The sequence below is a fragment of the Sphingomonas sp. GW821-FHT10C01 genome (assembly GCF_059415525.1).
The window spans coordinates 76,029-95,240 of record NZ_JBWKNK010000006.1 but is presented as its reverse complement, the minus strand read 5'-3'; the positions used below and the strand labels follow the sequence as shown (position 1 = coordinate 95,240).

General features: G+C 63.9%; 10 protein-coding genes. 4 read left to right on the top strand and 6 right to left on the bottom strand.

Translation table 11 applies throughout. The features are described from left to right. Positions 1-51: 51 nt before the first annotated feature. From AC07M1_RS18375 to AC07M1_RS18360, 4 genes are all read left to right on the top strand, one after another. Positions 52-7,599: a LysM peptidoglycan-binding domain-containing protein gene (locus AC07M1_RS18375; protein WP_495164086.1), complete on the top strand. Its 7,548-nt coding sequence runs from the start codon at positions 52-54 to the stop codon at positions 7,597-7,599. Continuing rightward, positions 7,596-8,135: a hypothetical protein gene (locus AC07M1_RS18370; RefSeq protein ID WP_495164085.1), complete on the top strand. Its 540-nt coding sequence runs from the start codon at positions 7,596-7,598 to the stop codon at positions 8,133-8,135. Before AC07M1_RS18375 ends, AC07M1_RS18370 begins: the two co-directional genes overlap by 4 nt. 429 nt (positions 8,136-8,564) lie before the next feature. Next, on the top strand, positions 8,565-9,197 hold the full coding sequence (locus tag AC07M1_RS18365; RefSeq protein WP_495164084.1) for an FMN-binding negative transcriptional regulator: 633 nt from the start codon (positions 8,565-8,567) through the stop codon (positions 9,195-9,197). Positions 9,198-9,272: 75 nt separating this feature from the next. Beyond that, entirely contained in the window at positions 9,273-12,569 is a 3,297-nt protein-coding gene (locus AC07M1_RS18360; protein WP_495164083.1) for an amidohydrolase family protein, read from the top strand. Positions 12,570-12,614: 45 nt separating this feature from the next. Here the strand turns inward: AC07M1_RS18360 and AC07M1_RS18355 are convergent, their stop codons facing one another. From AC07M1_RS18355 to AC07M1_RS18330, 6 genes are all read right to left on the bottom strand, one after another. After that, positions 12,615-13,634 (bottom strand): right-handed parallel beta-helix repeat-containing protein, encoded by a 1,020-nt coding sequence (locus tag AC07M1_RS18355; protein ID WP_495164082.1) that lies wholly within the window; start codon positions 13,632-13,634, stop codon positions 12,615-12,617. A gap of 3 nt (positions 13,635-13,637) precedes the next feature. Further along, positions 13,638-14,009 (bottom strand): RidA family protein, encoded by a 372-nt coding sequence (locus tag AC07M1_RS18350; protein WP_495164081.1) that lies wholly within the window; start codon positions 14,007-14,009, stop codon positions 13,638-13,640. Between the two features lie 12 nt (positions 14,010-14,021). Next, a complete protein-coding gene (locus tag AC07M1_RS18345) occupies positions 14,022-15,485 on the bottom strand; it encodes an NAD-dependent succinate-semialdehyde dehydrogenase (protein ID WP_495164080.1) in 1,464 nt (487 codons plus the stop codon). After that, complete coding sequence (locus tag AC07M1_RS18340; RefSeq protein WP_495164079.1) at positions 15,485-16,858, bottom strand: aminotransferase; 1,374 nt, start codon at positions 16,856-16,858, stop codon at positions 15,485-15,487. Before AC07M1_RS18340 ends, AC07M1_RS18345 begins: the two co-directional genes overlap by 1 nt. Continuing rightward, positions 16,851-18,035: a serine hydrolase domain-containing protein gene (locus AC07M1_RS18335; RefSeq protein WP_495164078.1), complete on the bottom strand. Its 1,185-nt coding sequence runs from the start codon at positions 18,033-18,035 to the stop codon at positions 16,851-16,853. The genes AC07M1_RS18340 and AC07M1_RS18335 overlap by 8 nt, the downstream gene beginning before the upstream one ends. Positions 18,036-18,199: 164 nt before the next feature. Further along, the gene (locus AC07M1_RS18330; protein ID WP_495164077.1) at positions 18,200-19,183 is read right to left on the bottom strand and encodes a LysR substrate-binding domain-containing protein; all 984 of its coding nucleotides are present in this window, start codon (positions 19,181-19,183) and stop codon (positions 18,200-18,202) included. Positions 19,184-19,212: the final 29 nt, after the last annotated feature.

Below are 19,212 nucleotides of genomic sequence, written 5' to 3'. Positions count from 1 at the left end.
GTCACTGAATATGGCTATGAATCCGATGTCGCCTGGGGCTCGATCGGGCTGGTGCGCAAGGTCACGACCTATGCGACGGCGATCAGCTTCCCTTCGGGTCTGACCTTCGCGGCGGTCAAGGCGGCGATTGCGTCGTCCGGAGCCGCCAGTAATGCGGCCAACCGCACGAGCTGGGCGGTCTATGATACCGCTGGCCGCGTCGCCTATGCCATCGATGCCGGCGGCGCGGTTACTGGCTTCAGCTACGATACCAGCGGGCGCGTGACGAAGACGGTCGCGTATGCCAACCAGCGCGCGACCACGTCGCTGCCGACCCAGGCTGACATGAACGCCTGGGTGGCCGCCAATTCCGCCGCGACCGATCGCATCAGCCGCAACTATTATAATGCGCGCGGCGAGCTGCGGGCCGTCGTCGATCCCGAAGGCTATGTCACCCAAAACGACTATGACGCCGAAGGTCGGGTGCTCGCAACCTATCGCTACGACGCCGCCGTACCGGACAGCTGGACGTTTGGTGACGCGGTCACGCCTGGCGGCTTCACAGTCGACTATTTCGGCTATGATGTCGTTGGCCGGCTTAGCGAGCAATATGACGGCGTCGGCAACCGGAAAGCCTATGTCTACCATGCGAGTGGCAAGCTAGCCCATGTCTATACCGGCCACGGCACGCCGGATCAGAGCCTGACCATTTACGAATATGACGCGGCCGGGCGTGAGCAGTATCGCTATGAGGCCTATGGCACGCCCGAGCAGACGCTGACGGGGTTCGCCTATGACGGCCTCGGCAATCTCATCTCGACCACCGATCCGCTCAATCGGACCACGACCTACACCCACGACAGTCTCGGACGCGTCCTGACGCAGACCAATGCCGCGTCGGGCACGGTCAGCTATCAGTATGACGCGTTCGGCAATGTCGTGCGCAGCACCGATCAGCGCGGCAACGCGACCTATAACTATTACGATGTCTACGGCCGCGTGATCGTCTCACGCGATGCCGAGGATTACGTCACCGAGACCAGCTACACCGCGTTCGGCGAGATCGCGACCGTCACGCGTCGCTACAGCAAGGCGACCAACGCCGCTTCGGTCGATACGCTTCCGGCCTATGCGGCGCATACCCAGGACGCCACCACCCGCTTCGCCTACGACAAGCTCGGCCGCGTCACCAGCACCACCGACGCCGAGAACAAGACCGAGTATCGCTGGTATGATGCGTTCGGCAATCTCAGCCAGACCCAGAACAAGCTCGGCGGGATAATCGGGTATGCCTACACGCAACGCGGACAGGTACGCCAAGAATATGTGACCCTGCCAATCTATGACAGTACGGGTACGCAAACCACGACCGCTTTCTCCCGCAATCTCTATTACTACGATGCACGCGGCAATCTGATCCACCGCATTGAGGCCTATGGCCTGGCTGAACGCCGCGACACGCTCTTTGCCTATGACAAGGCGGATCGGCTGATCTCTAAGACCGCCGGCCCGACGAAGACCGGGCTCAGCAATACCGAGGTTATCCCGGTCGAGACCTATACCTATGATAAGCGCGGCAACCTGATCCAGACCAAGGACGCGACGGGCAACCGCACGCTGTTCTACTACGACGACCTCGACCGGAAGGTGGCGCAGATCGATGCCACCGGCGCGGTGGTCCAGTATATCTACGATGCCGCCGGCAACCTCAAACAGACCCGCGCCTTCGACACGCTGGTCGCGCTGCCGGCGACGCCGGGTGGCACCGCCCCCCTGCCCGGCGGCACCGCGCGCGACACCTACTTCAACTACGACAACCTCAATCGCCTGACGTCGAGCTACAAGGATGCGGGACGGACCGGCTATTGGAACGGATCGGTGTTCGTCACCCAGACCGGGCCCGCCTACACCTATTACGAGTATGATGCGGCCGGGAACGTCATCAAGACGACCGATCCCAACGGCGCCACCATTTTCTCCTATTACGACAAGCTCGGCCGCAAGACGCACGAGGTCGACCGCGAGAACTTCCTGACCAAGTGGCAATATGACGCCGAGGGCAATGTCCTCGACGAACGCCGCTACATCATCCAGGGCAGCACGCCGACCACCGCCGCCCCGCCGGTGATCGGCGAGACCGCCTCCGACCGCGTCACAAGCTTCACCTATGACAAGCTCGGCCGCCGCCTCACCGAGACCCGCCACGGGGTCGAGGCTTGGTCGATCAGTGCCGGAACCGGCGTGCTGAACACGGACAACCGCAACGCGACGATCAGCTACGCCTACAACGCCCTCGGCCAGGTCACGATTAAGACCGAGGCCAATGGTGATCAAATCAGCTACACCTACGACAATGCCGGGCGGCTGATCGAGGAGCAGCAGGCATCTTATAACGACCATGACGGCGGTCGGGTCGCGCCGGAATTGTGGTACTATTATAACGGGCTCGACCAGCTCGTCGCGACGCGTCAGATCGGCGTGGTCAACGACCGTCTCACCGGCAACATCTATGAAGACGGACGCCTGACCTCGACCACCGACGCGTCGGGCTTCACGCGCAACTATCACTATGACTCGATGGGTCGCCTGGTCGCGGAAAGCTATGATCGCAAGCTGTCGAACGAGACCACCGTCAGGGAAGCGATCTTCTACGTCCACGACGCCGCCGGCCGGGTGATCACCCAGAGCTTCGCGCGCTGGGACGGCGCCAACTGGGTCCACACCGATACGAGCGGACAATATTACGACGCCACCCGGATGCGCTACAACGCGCATGGCGAGCTCACCGGCCGCGGCATCACCGCGGGGCCGTGGGCGGCGGCGGCCTATCAGGAAAGCTACGACTATGACGCCAGCGGCCGCGTGCTGCGCAGCAATGCCGGCGACGGCGTCGTCAAATATTTCGCCTATGACAAGGCGGGCAACCAGACCCTCACCCTGACCTCCGAAGGCACGGTCGATCTCACCGCGATCAACTATACCGATCTGCTCGATTCGATCGCCGGCAACGCCGACACCAGCCTCACCGGCATCGCCGCGACGCTGACCGTCTACGACAAGCGCGGCATGGTCACCCAGACCCGCGCGCCAGGCCGTAATCTCTCCGCCACAGCGACGACGACCACCGACCTCATCGCCTCACGTACCTACAACGCGTTCGGCGAGGTGCTCTCCGAGACCGATGCGCGCGGTTACACCACCAGCTTTACCTACAACAATATGGGCCGGTTGCTGACCAAGGTGTCGCCCCAGGTCAGCGTCACCAGCGAGAGCGGTGCGGTCACCACGGTCAACCCGACCGAGCATTACCGCTACGATATCTCCGGCCGCCTGATCGGCGCGATCGACGCCAATGGCAATCTCACCGCCCGCCTGCTCCTCGCCGGCACCGGCCATGGCGGCGGCGAGGCGCTGACGGTCAAGGAGTTCCAGGCCAATGGCGGCGTCCTCCAGACCTTCTTCGACGTGTTCGGCGACGCGCGCATCCAGCGCAACCAGCTCGGCCAGGATGAGCGGCACGACTATGACGGCATGGGCCGCGTCACCACGATCGTCCGCCGCGACAATCCCGGCTTCGGCCAGCTCACCGAGGAGTATCGCTACGACGGCCTGGGCCAGCGCACCCAGCAATGGAACTCGTTCCAGACCTCGAGCAACAAGGCGCTGACCGACCACGACACCCAGGGTCGCGTCACCTCATCCGTCGCGATCGGGGGCGACACCACCACCACCAGCTATCAGTGGAGCTACACGCTCGCCACCTCGGGCCTCGGCACGTTCGGCGGCTGGATCCAGACCACCACCTATCACAACGGCAAGACCAGCATCGAGAAGGCCGACATGTTCGGCCGTACCGTCCACGCCGTCGACATGGGCGGCATCGACATGGTCCTGACCTTCGACAAGGCCGGGCGCACCGCCACCCGGCTGAATGGCGGCCTGACCACCACCTATACCTGGCTCAACACCGGCCTGGTCGGCGCGATCCAGACCGGCTTTGGCAATCCGGCTATCGCCCCAAGCACGCCGTATCACGACTATGCGTTCACGCTTCAGACCTCGGCCTATGATGCCAATGGCAACAAGGTCAGCGAAGTGTCGCACAAGGAGGCCGGCAAATGGGGCTGGCAGTATGATTTTGAGCTCGGCTACGAGGTCCATCGCTATACGGACAGCTCCCAGACGCTTCAGAACGCCACCGCGACCTATGACGCACTCAACCGCCTGACCAACTGGGTCGAGGCCGGAACCACCACCGCGGCGGAGGCGAGCACCGCCCACGCCTATGACGCCAACGGCAATATCCGCCGCACCACCGCCAGCTTCCGGCATATCGATCCGCACGGCGCGCCATTCGGCGTCGTCACCACCACCGATAACTGGTATCGCTACGACAGCATGAACCGCGTGGTCACTGCCAAGGGCGTGCAGACCGGCAGCGGCATTGCGCGCGGCACCCAGGGCGTCGACATCCTCTATGACGCCGCCGGGCGCCGCGCCCAGACGCTGCGCACCGTCACCGCCTATGGCCTGGCCCGGGGCGAGATGTCCGGCTGGCCCGAGCCCGAATGGCAATATTACAACACCCCCTATCAGGCGGAGCTGCGCGAGGATTACACCTATTGGTCCGGCGGCCAGCTGCGTGAGGTGCACATCGCCAAGTCCGGCTATGTCGACAATTACAACGGCACGCTCACCGCGACGGCGCTGCCCGCAACGGGCGAGCTCAGGGCCAGCTACTGGTATGATCAGCTCGGGCGGCTCACCCAGCAGATCGATCGGTCTGGCGAACCGAGCACGGCCGGCCAGATCGTCTACGACCGGTCGCTGGGCTATAACGCGCGCGGTCAGGTCTTCCAGGAAATCGTGACCCAGCGCGACGGCGGCATCACCCAGACGACGACCACCACCAACTATTTCGACAGCGACTATAACGACGCGACCAACGCCGACTATGCGTTGGGCGCGGTGGTGAGCAGCTATACCGGCGTGTCGCGCACCGGTGTCTCCTATTCGACCTCCACCGTCACCAACACCTACAACTGGCGCGACGGCGCGGTGCTCGCCTCGACCACGCTCAGCGGCACAACCAGCGGCACCACCGGCTACACCCGCAACGGCGCGGGCGTGCTCGAGGAAGCCTATATCTATGATGGCCGCCAGCGGAAGGTGACGTTCCACAATGACGTCAACGGCCAGGTGCTCCGCCGCAACGAGCAGGATCTCGTGGCCGATGGCGACCCGCAGGAGATCTGGTACCGCTTCAACGGCAAGCAGATGGGGTACATCGGCAACAACGGCTCGCTCAACACCGACTATCAGACCTCGGTCGACGGGCGCGAACTGACCCAGGGCCCAGGCGGGTTCCGCAACGGCTTCATCTATGGGGCCTCCTACGCCGACTTCGACCAGTTCTACGAGGGCATCACCAGCCACAGCCAGGGCGGCGCGGGCGGCGCCTACACCGTGCGCGGCGGCGAGACGCTCGAGGGCCTCGCCTCGCAGCTCTGGGGCGACTCCAGCCTGTGGTACAAGCTGGCCGAGGCCAATGGCCTGACCGGCGGCGCCAACCTGGTCGCGGGCCAGACCCTGCACATCCCCGCCGGCGTTGCGCGCTCACAGCACAACGCCTCCACCTTCAACCCCTACGACCCCGCCGCAACCCTCGGCGACACCAGCCCCACCACGCCCACCCCGCAGGCGCCCAAGAAGGGCAATAAGTGCGGCATCGTCGGGATGATCCTGATGGTGGCAATCGCCGTGGCAGTGACAGTCGCATTGCGTGTTCCGGCGGCCAAGTTGTTCGCCAACCTCGGCTTTGGTTCTGCGGTCGGGACCGGCAGCGCGGCAATGGCTACAGCAGGAGCCGGCGCTTCGATTGGCGCAGCGAGCGCGGCCGGTATCGCGGGCACGGTCGGTGCGGCTGTTGCCGGCAGCGTGGCCAGCCAGGCATTTGGCCTGGCGACGGGCATCCAGCAGGGCGGATTCAACTGGAAGGGCGTTGGACTGGCTGCGATCGGCGCTGGGATCGGCAGCGGACTGGGGACAATTTCCGCGCTGAAGGATATTGCAGGCAGCCCATTCCTGACTGGCGCGGTTCGCGGAGCGCTAGGCAACGCACTGACTCAGGGTGTTGCGATCGCCACCCGCCTCCAGAGCAAGTTTGACTTTGCAGGTGTCGCGGTTGGTGCGGCGGTCGGCGGTGTCGTTGGAGGCCTCGGCAAGACGCTCGGCGTGGATTGGGATGGCGGTTTCGATGCGGCCAACATGGGCAAGCAGCTCATCGCTAGCACCGCAGGCGCGATCGCGGGCTCCGCAGCACGCAGCCTGCTCACCGGCACGAGCTTCGGCGATAACATGCTGGCGGCGCTTCCCGATGTGATCGGCTCCACCATCGGCAATGCTGTCGCGGGACAGCTAAAGGGGACGTCTGCGCCTGGCCTTGACCCAGTTACTCGCGCAGGAATGCGGGAGTTCGCATCGGTGAACCGCCGATATTTCAGTAACATTCAGTGGCAGAGTGGCGAAAGCTTCTCGCCAGCCGTCGCCTCAGATTCCCGCGCGGAGGGGGGCGAGTTTGTAATAACCGGGAAGCCTTGGGGAATTACGAACGAGTTGGGCTACTACATCGACCGCATTGCCAGCAGCATCAACTTCCAGCCTGCAGCGATCAAGGTAAACGCTGATCCAGCCAACTTCGTAACGATGCAACGGTATCGGCGTGCCGAGCAGAATGCGAGTCTGCCTCAAATCTCACTCCGGCAGGCTGCAAATCGGAACCCGTTTGTTCGTTACGGCAAAGGCCTAGCCTATATGACGGGTGCCGGGTCATCGAGTTGGTCGTCCGACGCCGCTTTCCTGACCCAGGGCGCGCTTGGTGCCGCGAATCAAGCTGTGACTAGCGCCACGCAGTTTGGAACACAGGTTGCGCAGCAGGCAGGTAGCGGCGATGTCTTGGGTGCAATCGGGACCGTAAGAGATACCCTCATCGTTCGACCGGCTGTTGGTGCTGCGACAGCTGTCGTCACGCTTCCTTATCGCGCTACCCAGAACTTTGTTACTGTCTTGGGCGGCGTCATGGCTGGTGACAATCAGGCAATCGTCGATGGCAGCATCAACCTAGCGGGCAACGGGGTTGAGGTCCTTGGCCTGAGGGGTACCGTAAACACGCTACGTTCGCTTGGAGGTTCTGTTGCAGAGAGGGCAACGGGTGCTTACAATCCGAGAGTAGACGGAACAGGAAAAGGTCTCGGCATTTTTGCCGACCGCCAAGTGTCGATCAGCCCTAAAGGGCTAGACATGGTGCGCACCCACCTTTCCAATCCGCTATTTGAGCCAGATCCTCGCAACGTCGCGATGCTCGAGAGGTTAGAGACCGCGATGCAATCCGGGCAAAGAGTGACCGGCGCCGATGCAATTTTCTATACCCATGAGGCAGCAGAGGCTACGAAGATGGGTCGCCTCGGTGGCTACTCGCAACAAAACTACGATATCGCGCACACCGCTGCTTTGAACAAATATGATGTTTCTCCATTCAGCGTATATCATCCTGATGTGATCCGAGCTAACCCCACCCTCTCGAACAACAACTGGTATAAATTCTGGGGAATTCCGAGATGACCTGCCTGCTTCTTCAAGGACAAGGCGCCTCCATGGTAAGGATTTGGATAGATGAAACTCCAGAATATGCGAAGCTTCCAGATAATTTAGCGTCCGAACATCACGTAGTCGCGAATGTCGCAGGGCTAGCGCACCGGAATATGGTCGCATTAGAAGTGTTTCGCGCGTTTGGCGCATCATTTCATTATGGACTTTTGGGAGCAACTTTTGAAATTGGCCCGGCAGGCTTCGAGTATACAATCGCTACTGAAGACCCCGTTCCTTCAATAGAACTGCCAGAATCCCTTGCAGGCACACTAGACCGAGTGTGGGTTGGAGGTGGGGACGAGTTCGCGGCAGCTATCGTCGCTGGCATCGAAGAACTTGATCCACGAACTCTTCCTGCCGGAATGCTGACATTCACTTGCATGGCCCATGGAGAAATCGGGTCAGCACCAGCTGTGTTCAGCTCACTCGCGCGCGCAATCATCCGCATGATGAACCGTGCTGAAGATAGCGCTTCCTTTGACGACGCCATGAGACTCTTAGCAGCCTGAGTTTGAAGATCTGAGAAATGACAGAGCTCCATCCAGGCCGTTGCCCAATATCTATTTTCAAGTACTACGATGGCACCCTTAACCGTCTTGCAATGTAGGATTCCACCTGCTCCACTCGAGCCGCCGGAGCATCGCCCGGCCGCTCTTTCATCCCGTTGATCCGCGCCACCTGACACCCGCGCGAAAAACCGGCCAGAAGTGTCAACTTCGTCAACCGAAGTTGACACGATCACCCGCGTTCCGCGTCACGCCGCCAGCGTCGCCCGCCTCTCGCGCACGCGTAGGACTGTGACTTTTGGGACTTTTCGCACCCCGCCGCGCACGCCCCGCATGGCGGTGAGGCAAGATCACCAGTCCATCGGTGAATGGCGCCTTCTTGCGCAAGGAATAGAGCGATAGCCTGATCCCCTTTCAGGAAAGAACGCTCCCATGGCCAACCCGGAAACGCCCGCTCCTTCGCCCTATGTCAAAGGTCCGTATGGCGCGCCCGATCCCGTGGCGCTGGTGCGGGCCTATCCGTTCGCGACGATCGTCTCGAAACAGCTTCATGTTACCGCGACGCCGATCCTGTTCGAGCATGACGACAGCCAGGATACGCTGGTTGGCCATATGCATCGCGCCAACAGCCATGCCGCATCACTGGAGCCAGGCGATCCCGCGCTCGCGATCTGCAGCGGCCCGCACGCCTACATCTCGCCGCGCTGGTATTTCGAGCGTCCGTCCGTACCGACCTGGAACTATGTGATGGCGATCGTTCGCGGGACGATCGAGCCGATCGACGACGACGCCGGCCAGCTGGAGGTGTTGCGCCGGTCGGCCGAAATCCTGGAAGCCAACGCCGAAACGCCGTGGAAGCTTGAACATGCGCCGGACGGATGGGTCGCCATGCTTATGCCGCGGATCCGGTCCTTCCGCATTCATGTCGAATCGATCGAGGGGATCACCAAGCTCAGCCAGGCACAGCCGATGGGCGACAGGGTTCGGGTCATCGACGGGCTGGAGGCGCTTTCACCCGAACCCGATCTCGCCGCGCTGATGCGCAACCTCTACGCTGTGGCTTGATCCATAGGCTGTCATCCGTTCACTTCGGCCTTGACCGAGTTCGTCCCGCCCATCGTTGAATCAGGAAGCCCGCCCATGCCCAGTTCGTCACGAAAGCGCGCGCTGCTCGTCTCGGCGGCCCTGCTTTCCGGCCTGTTCCTCACCGCTTCGGGGGCGCTGGCGCAGGCGGTCGATCCCGCCGTGAACTGGGATGTCACGAACACAGGCCAGCCCTATCGCGACGTGAGCTTCACGACGACCGAAGGCACCTGGATGAGCCTGGACGTCAGCCCGGACGGCAAGTGGATCGCATTCGACCTGCTCGGCGACATCTATCGCATCCCGTCGGCGGGCGGCGACGCGGTCGCGCTTCAGAGCGGCTCCGCGATGCAATATGTGCCTCGATTTAGTCCTGATGGACGCAGGATCGCCTTCATCAGCGACGCGAGCGGGAACAATAATCTGTGGATCGCGAACGCCGACGGGTCCGGCGCGCAGGCGGTGACGAAGGACGAGCGTAACCTGCTGATGGCGCCGGACTGGTCGCCCGCGGGCGATACGCTGGCGGCGGTGCGGATCGATGCCGCCTACCCCAATCGCTGGGCGTCGCAGGTGGTGCTGTTCCCGCTCGACGACAAGCTTCAGTCGGGTGAAGGCCGCGTGCTGGTCGACACCCCGGCCAACCGCCGCGACGTGATGGAACCGCGCTTCTCCCCCGACGGCCGCTGGGTCTATTACACCGAGCGGCTGAACACCCCGAACATCTATATCGACGGTAATCACAGCAACTACGGCATCAAGCGCCGCGAGATCGCCACCGGCAAGATCGAGGACGTCGCCGCGGGGTTTGGCGGCGCGATGGCCGCCCAGCTGTCGCGCGACGGCAAGACACTGGCCTTTGTCCGCCGGGTGATGGACAAGACGGTGCTGTTCAAGCTCGACCTCGCCAGCGGCGAGCAGACCGCCATCCATGACGGGCTCGATCGCGACCTGCAGGCCTCGTATGAGGTGCAGGGTAATTACTTCCCGCATTTCAGCTGGTTTCCCGACAACCGCCACGTCGCGATCTGGGGCCGGGGCAAGATCCTGAAGGTCGACATGACCAGCGGCAAGGCGACGGAGATTCCGTTCCGCGCGCAGACCCGGCATCGCATCACCGATCCGCTGCGCTTCCGCCAGGAACTGACCCCCGCGCAATTCCCGGTCCGCTCGATCCGGCACCTGGCGCCAGCGACCGACGGCACGCTGATCTTCTCCGGTCTCGGCCAGCTATGGCGCAAGACCGGCGATGCCGCCCCGACCAAGCTCTCGCCGGCCGACAATTTCGCATTCGATCCCAAGGTGTCGGCCGACGACACGTCGCTGGTCTATATCGACTGGAGCGACCAGCACGGATCGACGCTGAAGATCGCGCGCGGCAACGGGCAAGGCGCGCGGACCGTGACGAGCAGCCCGGGGATCATCCGCCAGCCGAGCCTGTCGCCCGACGGGAAGAGCGTGGTTTTCCGGATCCAGGAGCCCGATGTGAACATGGGCGGCGCCCGCGCCAAGCCCGGAATCTATGTCGTGCCCACCGCCGGCGGAACGCCGCGGTTCGTGACCGCGGGCGACGACGCGCCGATCTTCTCCCCCGACGGCCAGCGCATCTATTTCCTGCGCATCGGCCGGCCCGGCGACAGCCCGGCGCAGGCACTGTGGAGCGTGAACCTCGACGGACTCGATCCCCGCGAACACGCCCGCTCGCCCGATGCCGACACCACCGAACTGCGGATCAGCCCCGACCTGCGCTGGATCGCGTTCAAGGACCGCCAGCAGATCAATGTCCTGCCCTATTTGGAGACCGGCCGTCCGCTGATCATATCGGCCCGGTCGACCGAGGCGGTGGTGCACACCCTCACCGACAAGGGCGGCTATGCGCTCGCCTGGTCGCCGGACAGCAAGACGCTGTACTGGTCGCTGGGCGCGGACCTCTACCGCTACGACGTCAAACAGGGTGGCACCGCGATGCCGGCACCCTTCGCATCGGCGGGCCTTACCGCGAAGAGCGACATCCCGACGGGCGCGCTGGCGATCACCAACGCGCGCATCATCACGATGAAGGGCGACGAGGTGATCGAAAACGGCACGATCGTCGTGACCGGCAATCGCGTCACCGCGATCGGCGCGGCGGATGCGGTCGCGATCCCGGCCGGCGCCAAGCGGATCGACGCTGCCTCGAAGACGGTGATGCCCGGCATCATCGACGCGCACGGGCATCTCGACTGCTGCTGGAACACCGGGGCCACCCCCAAGCTCAAGCCGCCGCTCTACGCCGCGCTGGCGTTCGGCGTCACCACGGTGTTCGATCCCTATCCCAACGAGCTGACCAGCTACCAGAATACCGAGACGACGATGGCCGGCATCACCGTCGGGCCGCGCTGGATCGGGACCGGGGCGGCGGTGTGGGGGCGCCCCCGCCAGGCATCCAACCAATATGAGCCGCTCGACAGCTATCGCCACGCTCAGAAGCTGGTCGAGCGCAAGCTGGCGCTGGGAGGAACGATCCTGAAGAGCTACCGCCTGCCCGGCCGCCGCGAGCGCCAGATGCTGGTCAAGGCAGCGCGCGAAGGCGGGCTGATGGTCGATGGCGAGGGCGAGAGCCATTTCTACAACAACATCTCGATGATCCTCGACGGACATACCAACCTCGAGCACAATCTGCCCGTCCAGACCTATTACAGCGACCTGATCCAGCTGATGGCGGCGGCCAAAGTCCACAACACGCCGACTTTGGTCGTCACCTTTGGCGAGCTGATGGGCGAGAACTTCATGTATCAGACCACCCAGTCGTGGAAGGATCCGAAGATCCGCACCTTCGTCCAGGAAGTGTCGAGCGGCTACAGCCCGCTGGGCACCCCTTATGGCGCGCCGCCCTATGTGCGCGGCATCACCACCATCCAGGCGGCGGACGAAATCTACGACATCGGATTCCGCGCGGTCGCGCGATCGACCAAGAAGCTCGACGATGCCGGGGTGGTGATCAACGCGGGATCGCATGGCGAGGTGCCGGGCCTGTCGCAGCATTGGGAGATGCAGCTGCTAACCGAAGGCGGGATGAGCAATGCGCGCGCGCTGCGTGCCGGCACGATCAACGTCGCGCAGACATTGGGCATCGACGACCAGATCGGATCGATCGAAGTCGGCAAGCTCGCCGACCTCATCATCCTCGACAAGAACCCGCTGGACGACATCCGCAACACCAACACGGTGCGTTACACGATGGTCAACGGCCGGCTCTATGACTCGGCGACGATGAACGAGATCGGCAACCACGAGCGGGCACGCCCGAAATTCTACTGGGAGCTCCAGAAGAATCTGGGCGTGGACTGGAATGAGAGCTGGGTCCGCAGATAGCGGCAGGGAAAATGGGGAGAGGCGTCGCCCCTCCCCGTCAGCGGATCAGTTGCAGTCCAAGTCCGATGCGGCAGCAGGACCGATCGAGGCGGCCTGACCGAACTTGCGGAGATGGGGGTTGTTGCGGCCGGCAGATGCGGCGGCGGCGATGCGCGGATCGGTCGAGTCCATCGTGCCGAGACGAGTGACATCGGCACCCAGCACCACGGACGCCTTGTCCTTGGCCAGCACATCCCCTTCATTGCCGGCCAGCACCGAATGGCTGATCTGGATGCGGCTGTCGTTGAGCGCGCGCGCGGCATAGGGCTTGTTGCCCGTGAGCACGCCGTTGGTGAAGGCGATCACGGCTTCATGTTCGGTATAGAGCGCGTCGTCGAGCGTCGCGTCGAACACGCTGTTGGCGACGTGGGCGATCGAAAAATCATAGGCCGCAACACCGCTGCTCTTGTTTCGCCGGGCGATGCTGTCGCGCAGGTTGAGATAGGCGCCCTCGTGCAGCCAATAGCCAATATGGCCATCGCGCACGCACATCCGGCGGGCGTCGATCTGCGTATCCCCGCGTCCCGACAAGCCCATCTTGGCGAACCGCTCCAGCGTCACGCCGTCGAGCCGGACGCGGCTGTTCACCGCGAAGATGCCGTGGCCGTCATAGATGCTGTCCTCCCGCTCGCCGAAGCGGAAGTTGCGGATGACGAGGTTGCGGATCGAGACATCGGCGCGATCGATCACCATCGCCGTGGTGGGCGGGCCGCTGCCGCCGTCGAGGATCGCGCCCTTCTCTCCAACGATCGTCAGCCTCTTGTCGCGGATGACGACATAGCCGCGCAGCGTCAGATCCTCGATCACGTCGGAGAAGGGCACATCGCGGAACGCGGCGGAGTGATAGACCCCCGCCCTGACCCGAATGATGTCGCCATCGCGCGCCGCGTCGATCGCGGCCTGAAGACCGCCGGAGCCCATATAGTCGCACCCCTTGGATGCGCCGCCGGGGCAGACCGTCAGCGTCCGCTCCTCGGCCGGGCCGGACAGGCCGGCGACGAGGCCGGCCAGGATCAGCGCCTTCATCGATCAGGCGACCGCGATCGCTTCGATCTCGATCATCCAGCGTTCGTCGAACAGGCCGGCGATGATCGTGGTGACGGCGGGCTGCACCTCGTCGTTGAAGATCTCGTTGCGCACGGCGACCATCGCCGGGACATAGGCGCGATCGGTGAGGATGATGTTGAGCTTGGCGAGGTTGGCATAGGTCATGCCGGCGGCGGTCAGCTGAGTCTGGATATTGGCCCAGACGGCGCGGCACTGGCCGTCGATATCGCCGGGGATATTGCCGTCGGTATGTGCCGGCACCTGGCCGCTGATCAGCAGAATCTGCGACGGGGCGGTGACGTGACTGGCCTGCGCCCACCCGCCGGGGGTGAGGTTGATCGTCTTCTTCTGCATTGAAACTTCCTTCTAGATCCCGCCGAGCGCGAGATATTTGACGTTCACGAAATCATCGAGGCCGTAGCGCGAGCCTTCGCGGCCCTGGCCCGATTCCTTAACGCCGCCGAACGGCGTCGCTGGATTGCCTGAAAGCACTTCGTTCGCGGCGACCATGCCGAAATCGAGCGCTTCGCCGACGCGGAACACCCGGCCGACATCGCGCGACCAGAAATAGGCGGCGAGGCCGTAGCGCGTGTCGTTGGCGAGCGCGATCGCCTCCTCCTCCGTCTCGAACGCGCGCACCGAAATGACGGGCCCGAACACCTCGTCGGTGAAGACCCGCATGTCAGTCGCGACATTGGTCAGCAGCGTCGGTTCGAAGAAGTTGCCGCCCAGTTCGTGCCGACCACCGCCCGCCTCGACCGTGGCGCCGGCGGTGACGGCTTCCGCCACCATCTGCTCCACCTTGGTGATCGCGGCGGTGTTAATCAGCGGGCCAATCCGGCTTGCCGTATCGAAGCCGTTGCCCACGGTAACCGCCTTCAGCGCCTGTTTGAGCTTCTCCGAGAAGGCCGTGAGGACTCCGCTCTGCACGAAGACTCGGTTGGTGGTGACGCAGGTCTGGCCGCTGTTGCGGAATTTGGTGACCATCAGTCCCGCGACCGCAGCGTCGAGATCGGCGTCGTCGAAGACGATGAACGGCGCGTTGCCGCCGAGTTCGAGCGACAAGCGCTTCATCGTGCCCGCCGATTTTTCCATCAGCAGCTTGCCGACGCGGGTCGATCCGGTGAACGAGATTTTGCGCACGTCGGGATGCGCGGTCAGCACATCGGCAACCTCGGGCGCCTTTGCCGCGGTGACGATGTTGAGCACGCCCGCGGGCAATCCGGCCCGCTCGGCCAGCATCGCCAAGGCGAGCGCGGACAAAGGCGTATCCTCGGCCGGCTTGAGCACCACCGTGCAGCCCGCCGCCAATGCTGGCGACACTTTGCGCGTCACCATCGCGCTCGGGAAGTTCCAGGGCGTGATCGCCCCGACCACGCCGAGCGGCTGCTTGATGACCAGACTGCGTTTGCCGGGCACGTTGGTGGGAATGACGTCGCCATAGAGACGCTTGCCCTCTTCGGCGAACCATTCGACGAAGCCGGCGCCGAAGCCGACCTCCCCGATCGCCTCGACCAAAGGCTTGCCCTGTTCGAGGGTGAGGAGCTGGCCCAGCGCCTCCTTGTTCTCAAGGATCAGGTCGTGCCAGCGGCGCAAGATCTGGCCGCGTTCCACGGCCGTCATCGCCGACCAGAGCGGGAAGGCAGCCTTGGCCGCCTCGACCGCGGCGAGCGCATCCTGCGCGCCCATGTCGATCACATCCGCGACATGCGCACCGGTCGCCGGGTTGAAGACCGGGAAGCAGCGGCGCCCCTCCGTATCGGCATAGCGGACCGCGATCTGTTCGAGCAGCAGCTGCGCCGCCCCGGTGAGTTCGGTGGTCGTGACCATCAGCGGATTCCCAATGCGGCGGCGGCGTGATCGAGGCCGCGACGGAGCATCGCGATCAGGGCGTCGACCTCCTGCTCGGTGATGGTGAAGGGCGGGCTGATCACGATCGACTGGCCGACGGCGCGGACGATCAGGCCGAGCTCATAGCATTTCTCGCGGCACAGGATCGCGGCATTGTCCTCCATCGTGCACAGCTCGCGCGTCTTCTTGTCGCGGACCAGCTGGAGCGCCGCCATCAGGCCCTTGCCGCGCCGCTCGCCGACCAGCGGATGGTCGCTGACGATCTCATCGAGGCGGGCGGTGAAGTATGGGCCGATATCGTCTCGGACCCGATCGACCAGCCCTTCGCGCTCGAGGATGTCGATATTGGCCAGGGCGACCGCGCAGGACACAGGGTGGCCAGCGAAGGTGTAGCCATGGGCGAGGAGGCCGCCATTGCCGAGCACGTCGTAGACGCGGTCGTGGATCGCGACGGCAGCGAGCGGCATGTAGCCCGAGGTGATACCCTTCGCCATCGGCATGATGTCGGGCGTGACGCCCATCGTCTGCGACCCGAACCATTGGCCGGTGCGCCCGAAGCCGCAGATCACCTCATCCGCGACCAGCAGGATGTCGTGACGCTTGCAGATGCGCTGGATCTCCGGCCAGTAGCTGTCCGGCGGATCGATGACGCCGCCGGCGCCCTGAACCGGCTCGGCGATGAAGGCCGCGACATTCTCCGCACCCAGTTCGAGGATCCGGGTCTCCAGCGCGCGGGCCGCCTTGAGGCCGAACTCGTCGCGCGACATCTCGCCGCCGTAAACATACCAGTGCGGGTGTTCGATATGGGCAATGTCGGGCAGCATCCCGCCGTCCATCGCGTGCATGTGTGCCATGCCGCTCAGACTCGCGCCGAGCAAGGTCGAGCCGTGATAGCCCATGGTCCGCGCGATGATGGTGCGCTTGGTCGGCTTGCCCGCGACCTGCCAGTAATAGCGGGCGAGGCGGACGACCATGTCGTTGGCTTCCGACCCGGAACAGGCGAAGCCGATGCGGTTGAGCCCTTCGGGCGTGAGGCTGGCGACACGCTCGGCCAGCTCGATCATGCCCGGCGTCGCGCTCTGGAAGTGGTTGTTGTAATAAGGGAGCAGATCCATCTGCGCCTTGGCGGCATCCGACAGTTCCTTGCGGCCATAGCCGACATTGACGCACCACAGGCCCGCCATCCCGTCGAGGATCTTGCGGCCGTCGCTGTCGAAGACGTGACTGCCTTCACCGCGCACGATGATGCGGGTGCCCTGGCTGCTGATCACCTTGGGATCGGTGAAGGAATGAAGGTGATGGCGTGCGTCCGTGGAGCGCAGGTGGTTGGTAAGCACAGCTGAATCAGACATTTCCGCTCTTCCTTGCTTTCAAATGCTCGACGGTTGCGTTGAAGAAATCATTGTCGATGATCGCCTCAGCGCCCTTGGGCTTGGATCGCGAGCTGAGCACCGCGATCAGGGTCTTCTGACGGGGATTGACGTAGAGATACTGGCCGAAGATCGCGCGGGCGGAGTAGGCGCCATCGTCGAGCGATCCGTTCGCGTCGGGCACCGCCCACCACATATAGCCGTAATTGACCTGGACATCGCCGATCAGGTTCGCCGAGGTCGCCTGGAGCATCCATCCGTCGGCCAGCACCGGCTCCCCGTCGATCACGCCGTCATTCATGCAGAAGCGGGCGAAGCGCGCATAGTCGCGGAGCGTCGCACAGATGCCGCTGCCCGCGACCTCCAGCCCCTCATCGGCTTCGAGCCACCAATAGGCGTCGGCTTCCATGCCGATGCGGGACCAGATTCGGTCGGAGAGATAGTCCGCCAGCCACTGACCGGTCGCTGCCTTGATCAGCGCGCCGACGATGTGGGTGTCGCCGGTCGAATAGTTCCAGATCGATCCGGGATCCCCAGCGCGGTCGAGGCCTGCGGCGAAGCGCACGATCGAGCCCGCTTGCTGCTCGATCTGAAGCTCGAGCATGTGATGGCGTTCGGAGGTCGGGTCGGTGTGGGTGTCGTTCCAGCGTACACTGGAGGCCATCAGCATGAGATGGCGGATCGAGACACCTTCATAGGCGGTGCCCGAGAGCTCCGGCAGGTAGCGGGTCAGAGGCTCATCGACGCTGCCGATGAAGCCGTCCTTGATGGCGGCGCCGATCAGCGTGGTCGCAACCGACTTCGCCATCGACATCGACGCCCAGCGCGTCTGCGCGTCGATACCCAGATCATAATGCTCCAGCACCACTTCATCCTCATGCATGATGAGGAGGCCGGCAACGCGGTTGCGCGACAGATAGTCGTAGAGATCATTGTCGACGCCGTTCGCGGGCACCGGGAAGTTGATCAGCTGTTCCGAGGCCATGTTCAGCGGCGCGACCGGCCCGCCACGCCGGATCGTGCGCGTCGAGAAAGCGTCTTCGGTGCTGCGCAGCGTGTTCACCTGGACATTCGGAAGCAGGCTGCCCGAGTAAAGATCGCGGATCGACCCGATGGCCGCATGATCCGCGCCGGCCACGTCCTGGCCGGCGGTTGCCACTCTATTCTGAAACGCTTCCTTGTTCACAAACATCCCCGCCTTTGCCTGGAATCTCTGTCTCTTCGACTAACAGAGTGAGCCGGGCGGCGAAGGTGCGAAGCGCTGGAGAAGCGGTGCGGTCAAAACACCGTTCGCACCGATAGCAGGAGGAAAATCGCGGGGAGTCAGGCGTCGCCGGACGGCAGATTTTCCTTGCCGAGTTCGGTGGCGAGCCAGCGCCGGAAGCGCTGGATCAGCGGCGCCTGCCATCGATCGGTGCGGCTGAGCACCATATAGCGGCCCTGGAGATGTGGCTGGAAGGAGGCGAGGCCCTTGCCGACCTCGACCAACTCGCCGGATTCGAGAAAGGCCCCGGCGACCAGCACGTTGATGAGCGCGACGCCACGGTCGCGCAACGCCGCATCAAGGGTCAGATGCCCCTGCCACAGCCGCGGCCCGGTCAGGTCCAGTTCGTCATGCACCTCATGCGCGGCGAGCCAGTGCGCCCAGCTGTCGAAATCATGTTCGTGCAGCAGCCGGTGACCCACCAGATCCGCCGGCGTCTCGATCCGCGGGCTCTTCGCCAGATAATGCGGGCTGGCGACCGCGATGATCGGGCACATCGCCACTTCCTGCGACTTCCAGCCGACTTCGAGATTCTCGAGCACGCGATAGGAAGGAACGAAGCGGAGTTCGATGTCCGCTTCATAGCCGGTACCTTCGGGACGACGGTCGGTCGGCCGCAGCTCGATCTGGACATCGGGGTTGCGCCGCTCGAATTCGACGAGATGGCGCGACATCCAGTGGAGCGCGAAAGCGGGCGCGCAGGAAATGTGGAGATGGTTGTGATGCCGCCGCATCAGGTTGATCGTCGAGGTCGCGATGAAGTCCATGGCGGTGGCGATATCGCGGTGATAGCGGCGCCCCTCCTCGGTCAGGTTCACGCTACTGGGCGAGCGTTCCACCAGCTTCGCGCCGGTCCACAATTCCAGCGTCTTGAGGTGCCGGCTGATGACCGCGTGGTCGCGCCCGAGCGCGCGCGCCGCGCGGCGGACTCCGCCCAGCCGCGCCACCGCATCGAAGGCGCGCAGGGCCTCAAAGGGCGGGATGCTCTTGCGGGACGGCGGATTATAGGCAGGGTCGCTGCCCGTCCGCTTCAGATCACTCACGCCTCCACTCCCCGCAAACAATCGCTCCT

Coding starts and splice junctions, on each gene's coding strand:
- AC07M1_RS18370 (WP_495164085.1), top strand. CDS start 7,596: ATGACCTGCCTGCTTCTTCAAGGACAAGGCGCCTCCATGGTAAGGATT.
- AC07M1_RS18365 (WP_495164084.1), top strand. CDS start 8,565: ATGGCCAACCCGGAAACGCCCGCTCCTTCGCCCTATGTCAAAGGTCCG.
- AC07M1_RS18360 (WP_495164083.1), top strand. CDS start 9,273: ATGCCCAGTTCGTCACGAAAGCGCGCGCTGCTCGTCTCGGCGGCCCTG.
- AC07M1_RS18355 (WP_495164082.1), bottom strand. CDS start 13,634: ATGAAGGCGCTGATCCTGGCCGGCCTCGTCGCCGGCCTGTCCGGCCCG.
- AC07M1_RS18350 (WP_495164081.1), bottom strand. CDS start 14,009: ATGCAGAAGAAGACGATCAACCTCACCCCCGGCGGGTGGGCGCAGGCC.
- AC07M1_RS18345 (WP_495164080.1), bottom strand. CDS start 15,485: ATGGTCACGACCACCGAACTCACCGGGGCGGCGCAGCTGCTGCTCGAA.
- AC07M1_RS18340 (WP_495164079.1), bottom strand. CDS start 16,858: ATGTCTGATTCAGCTGTGCTTACCAACCACCTGCGCTCCACGGACGCA.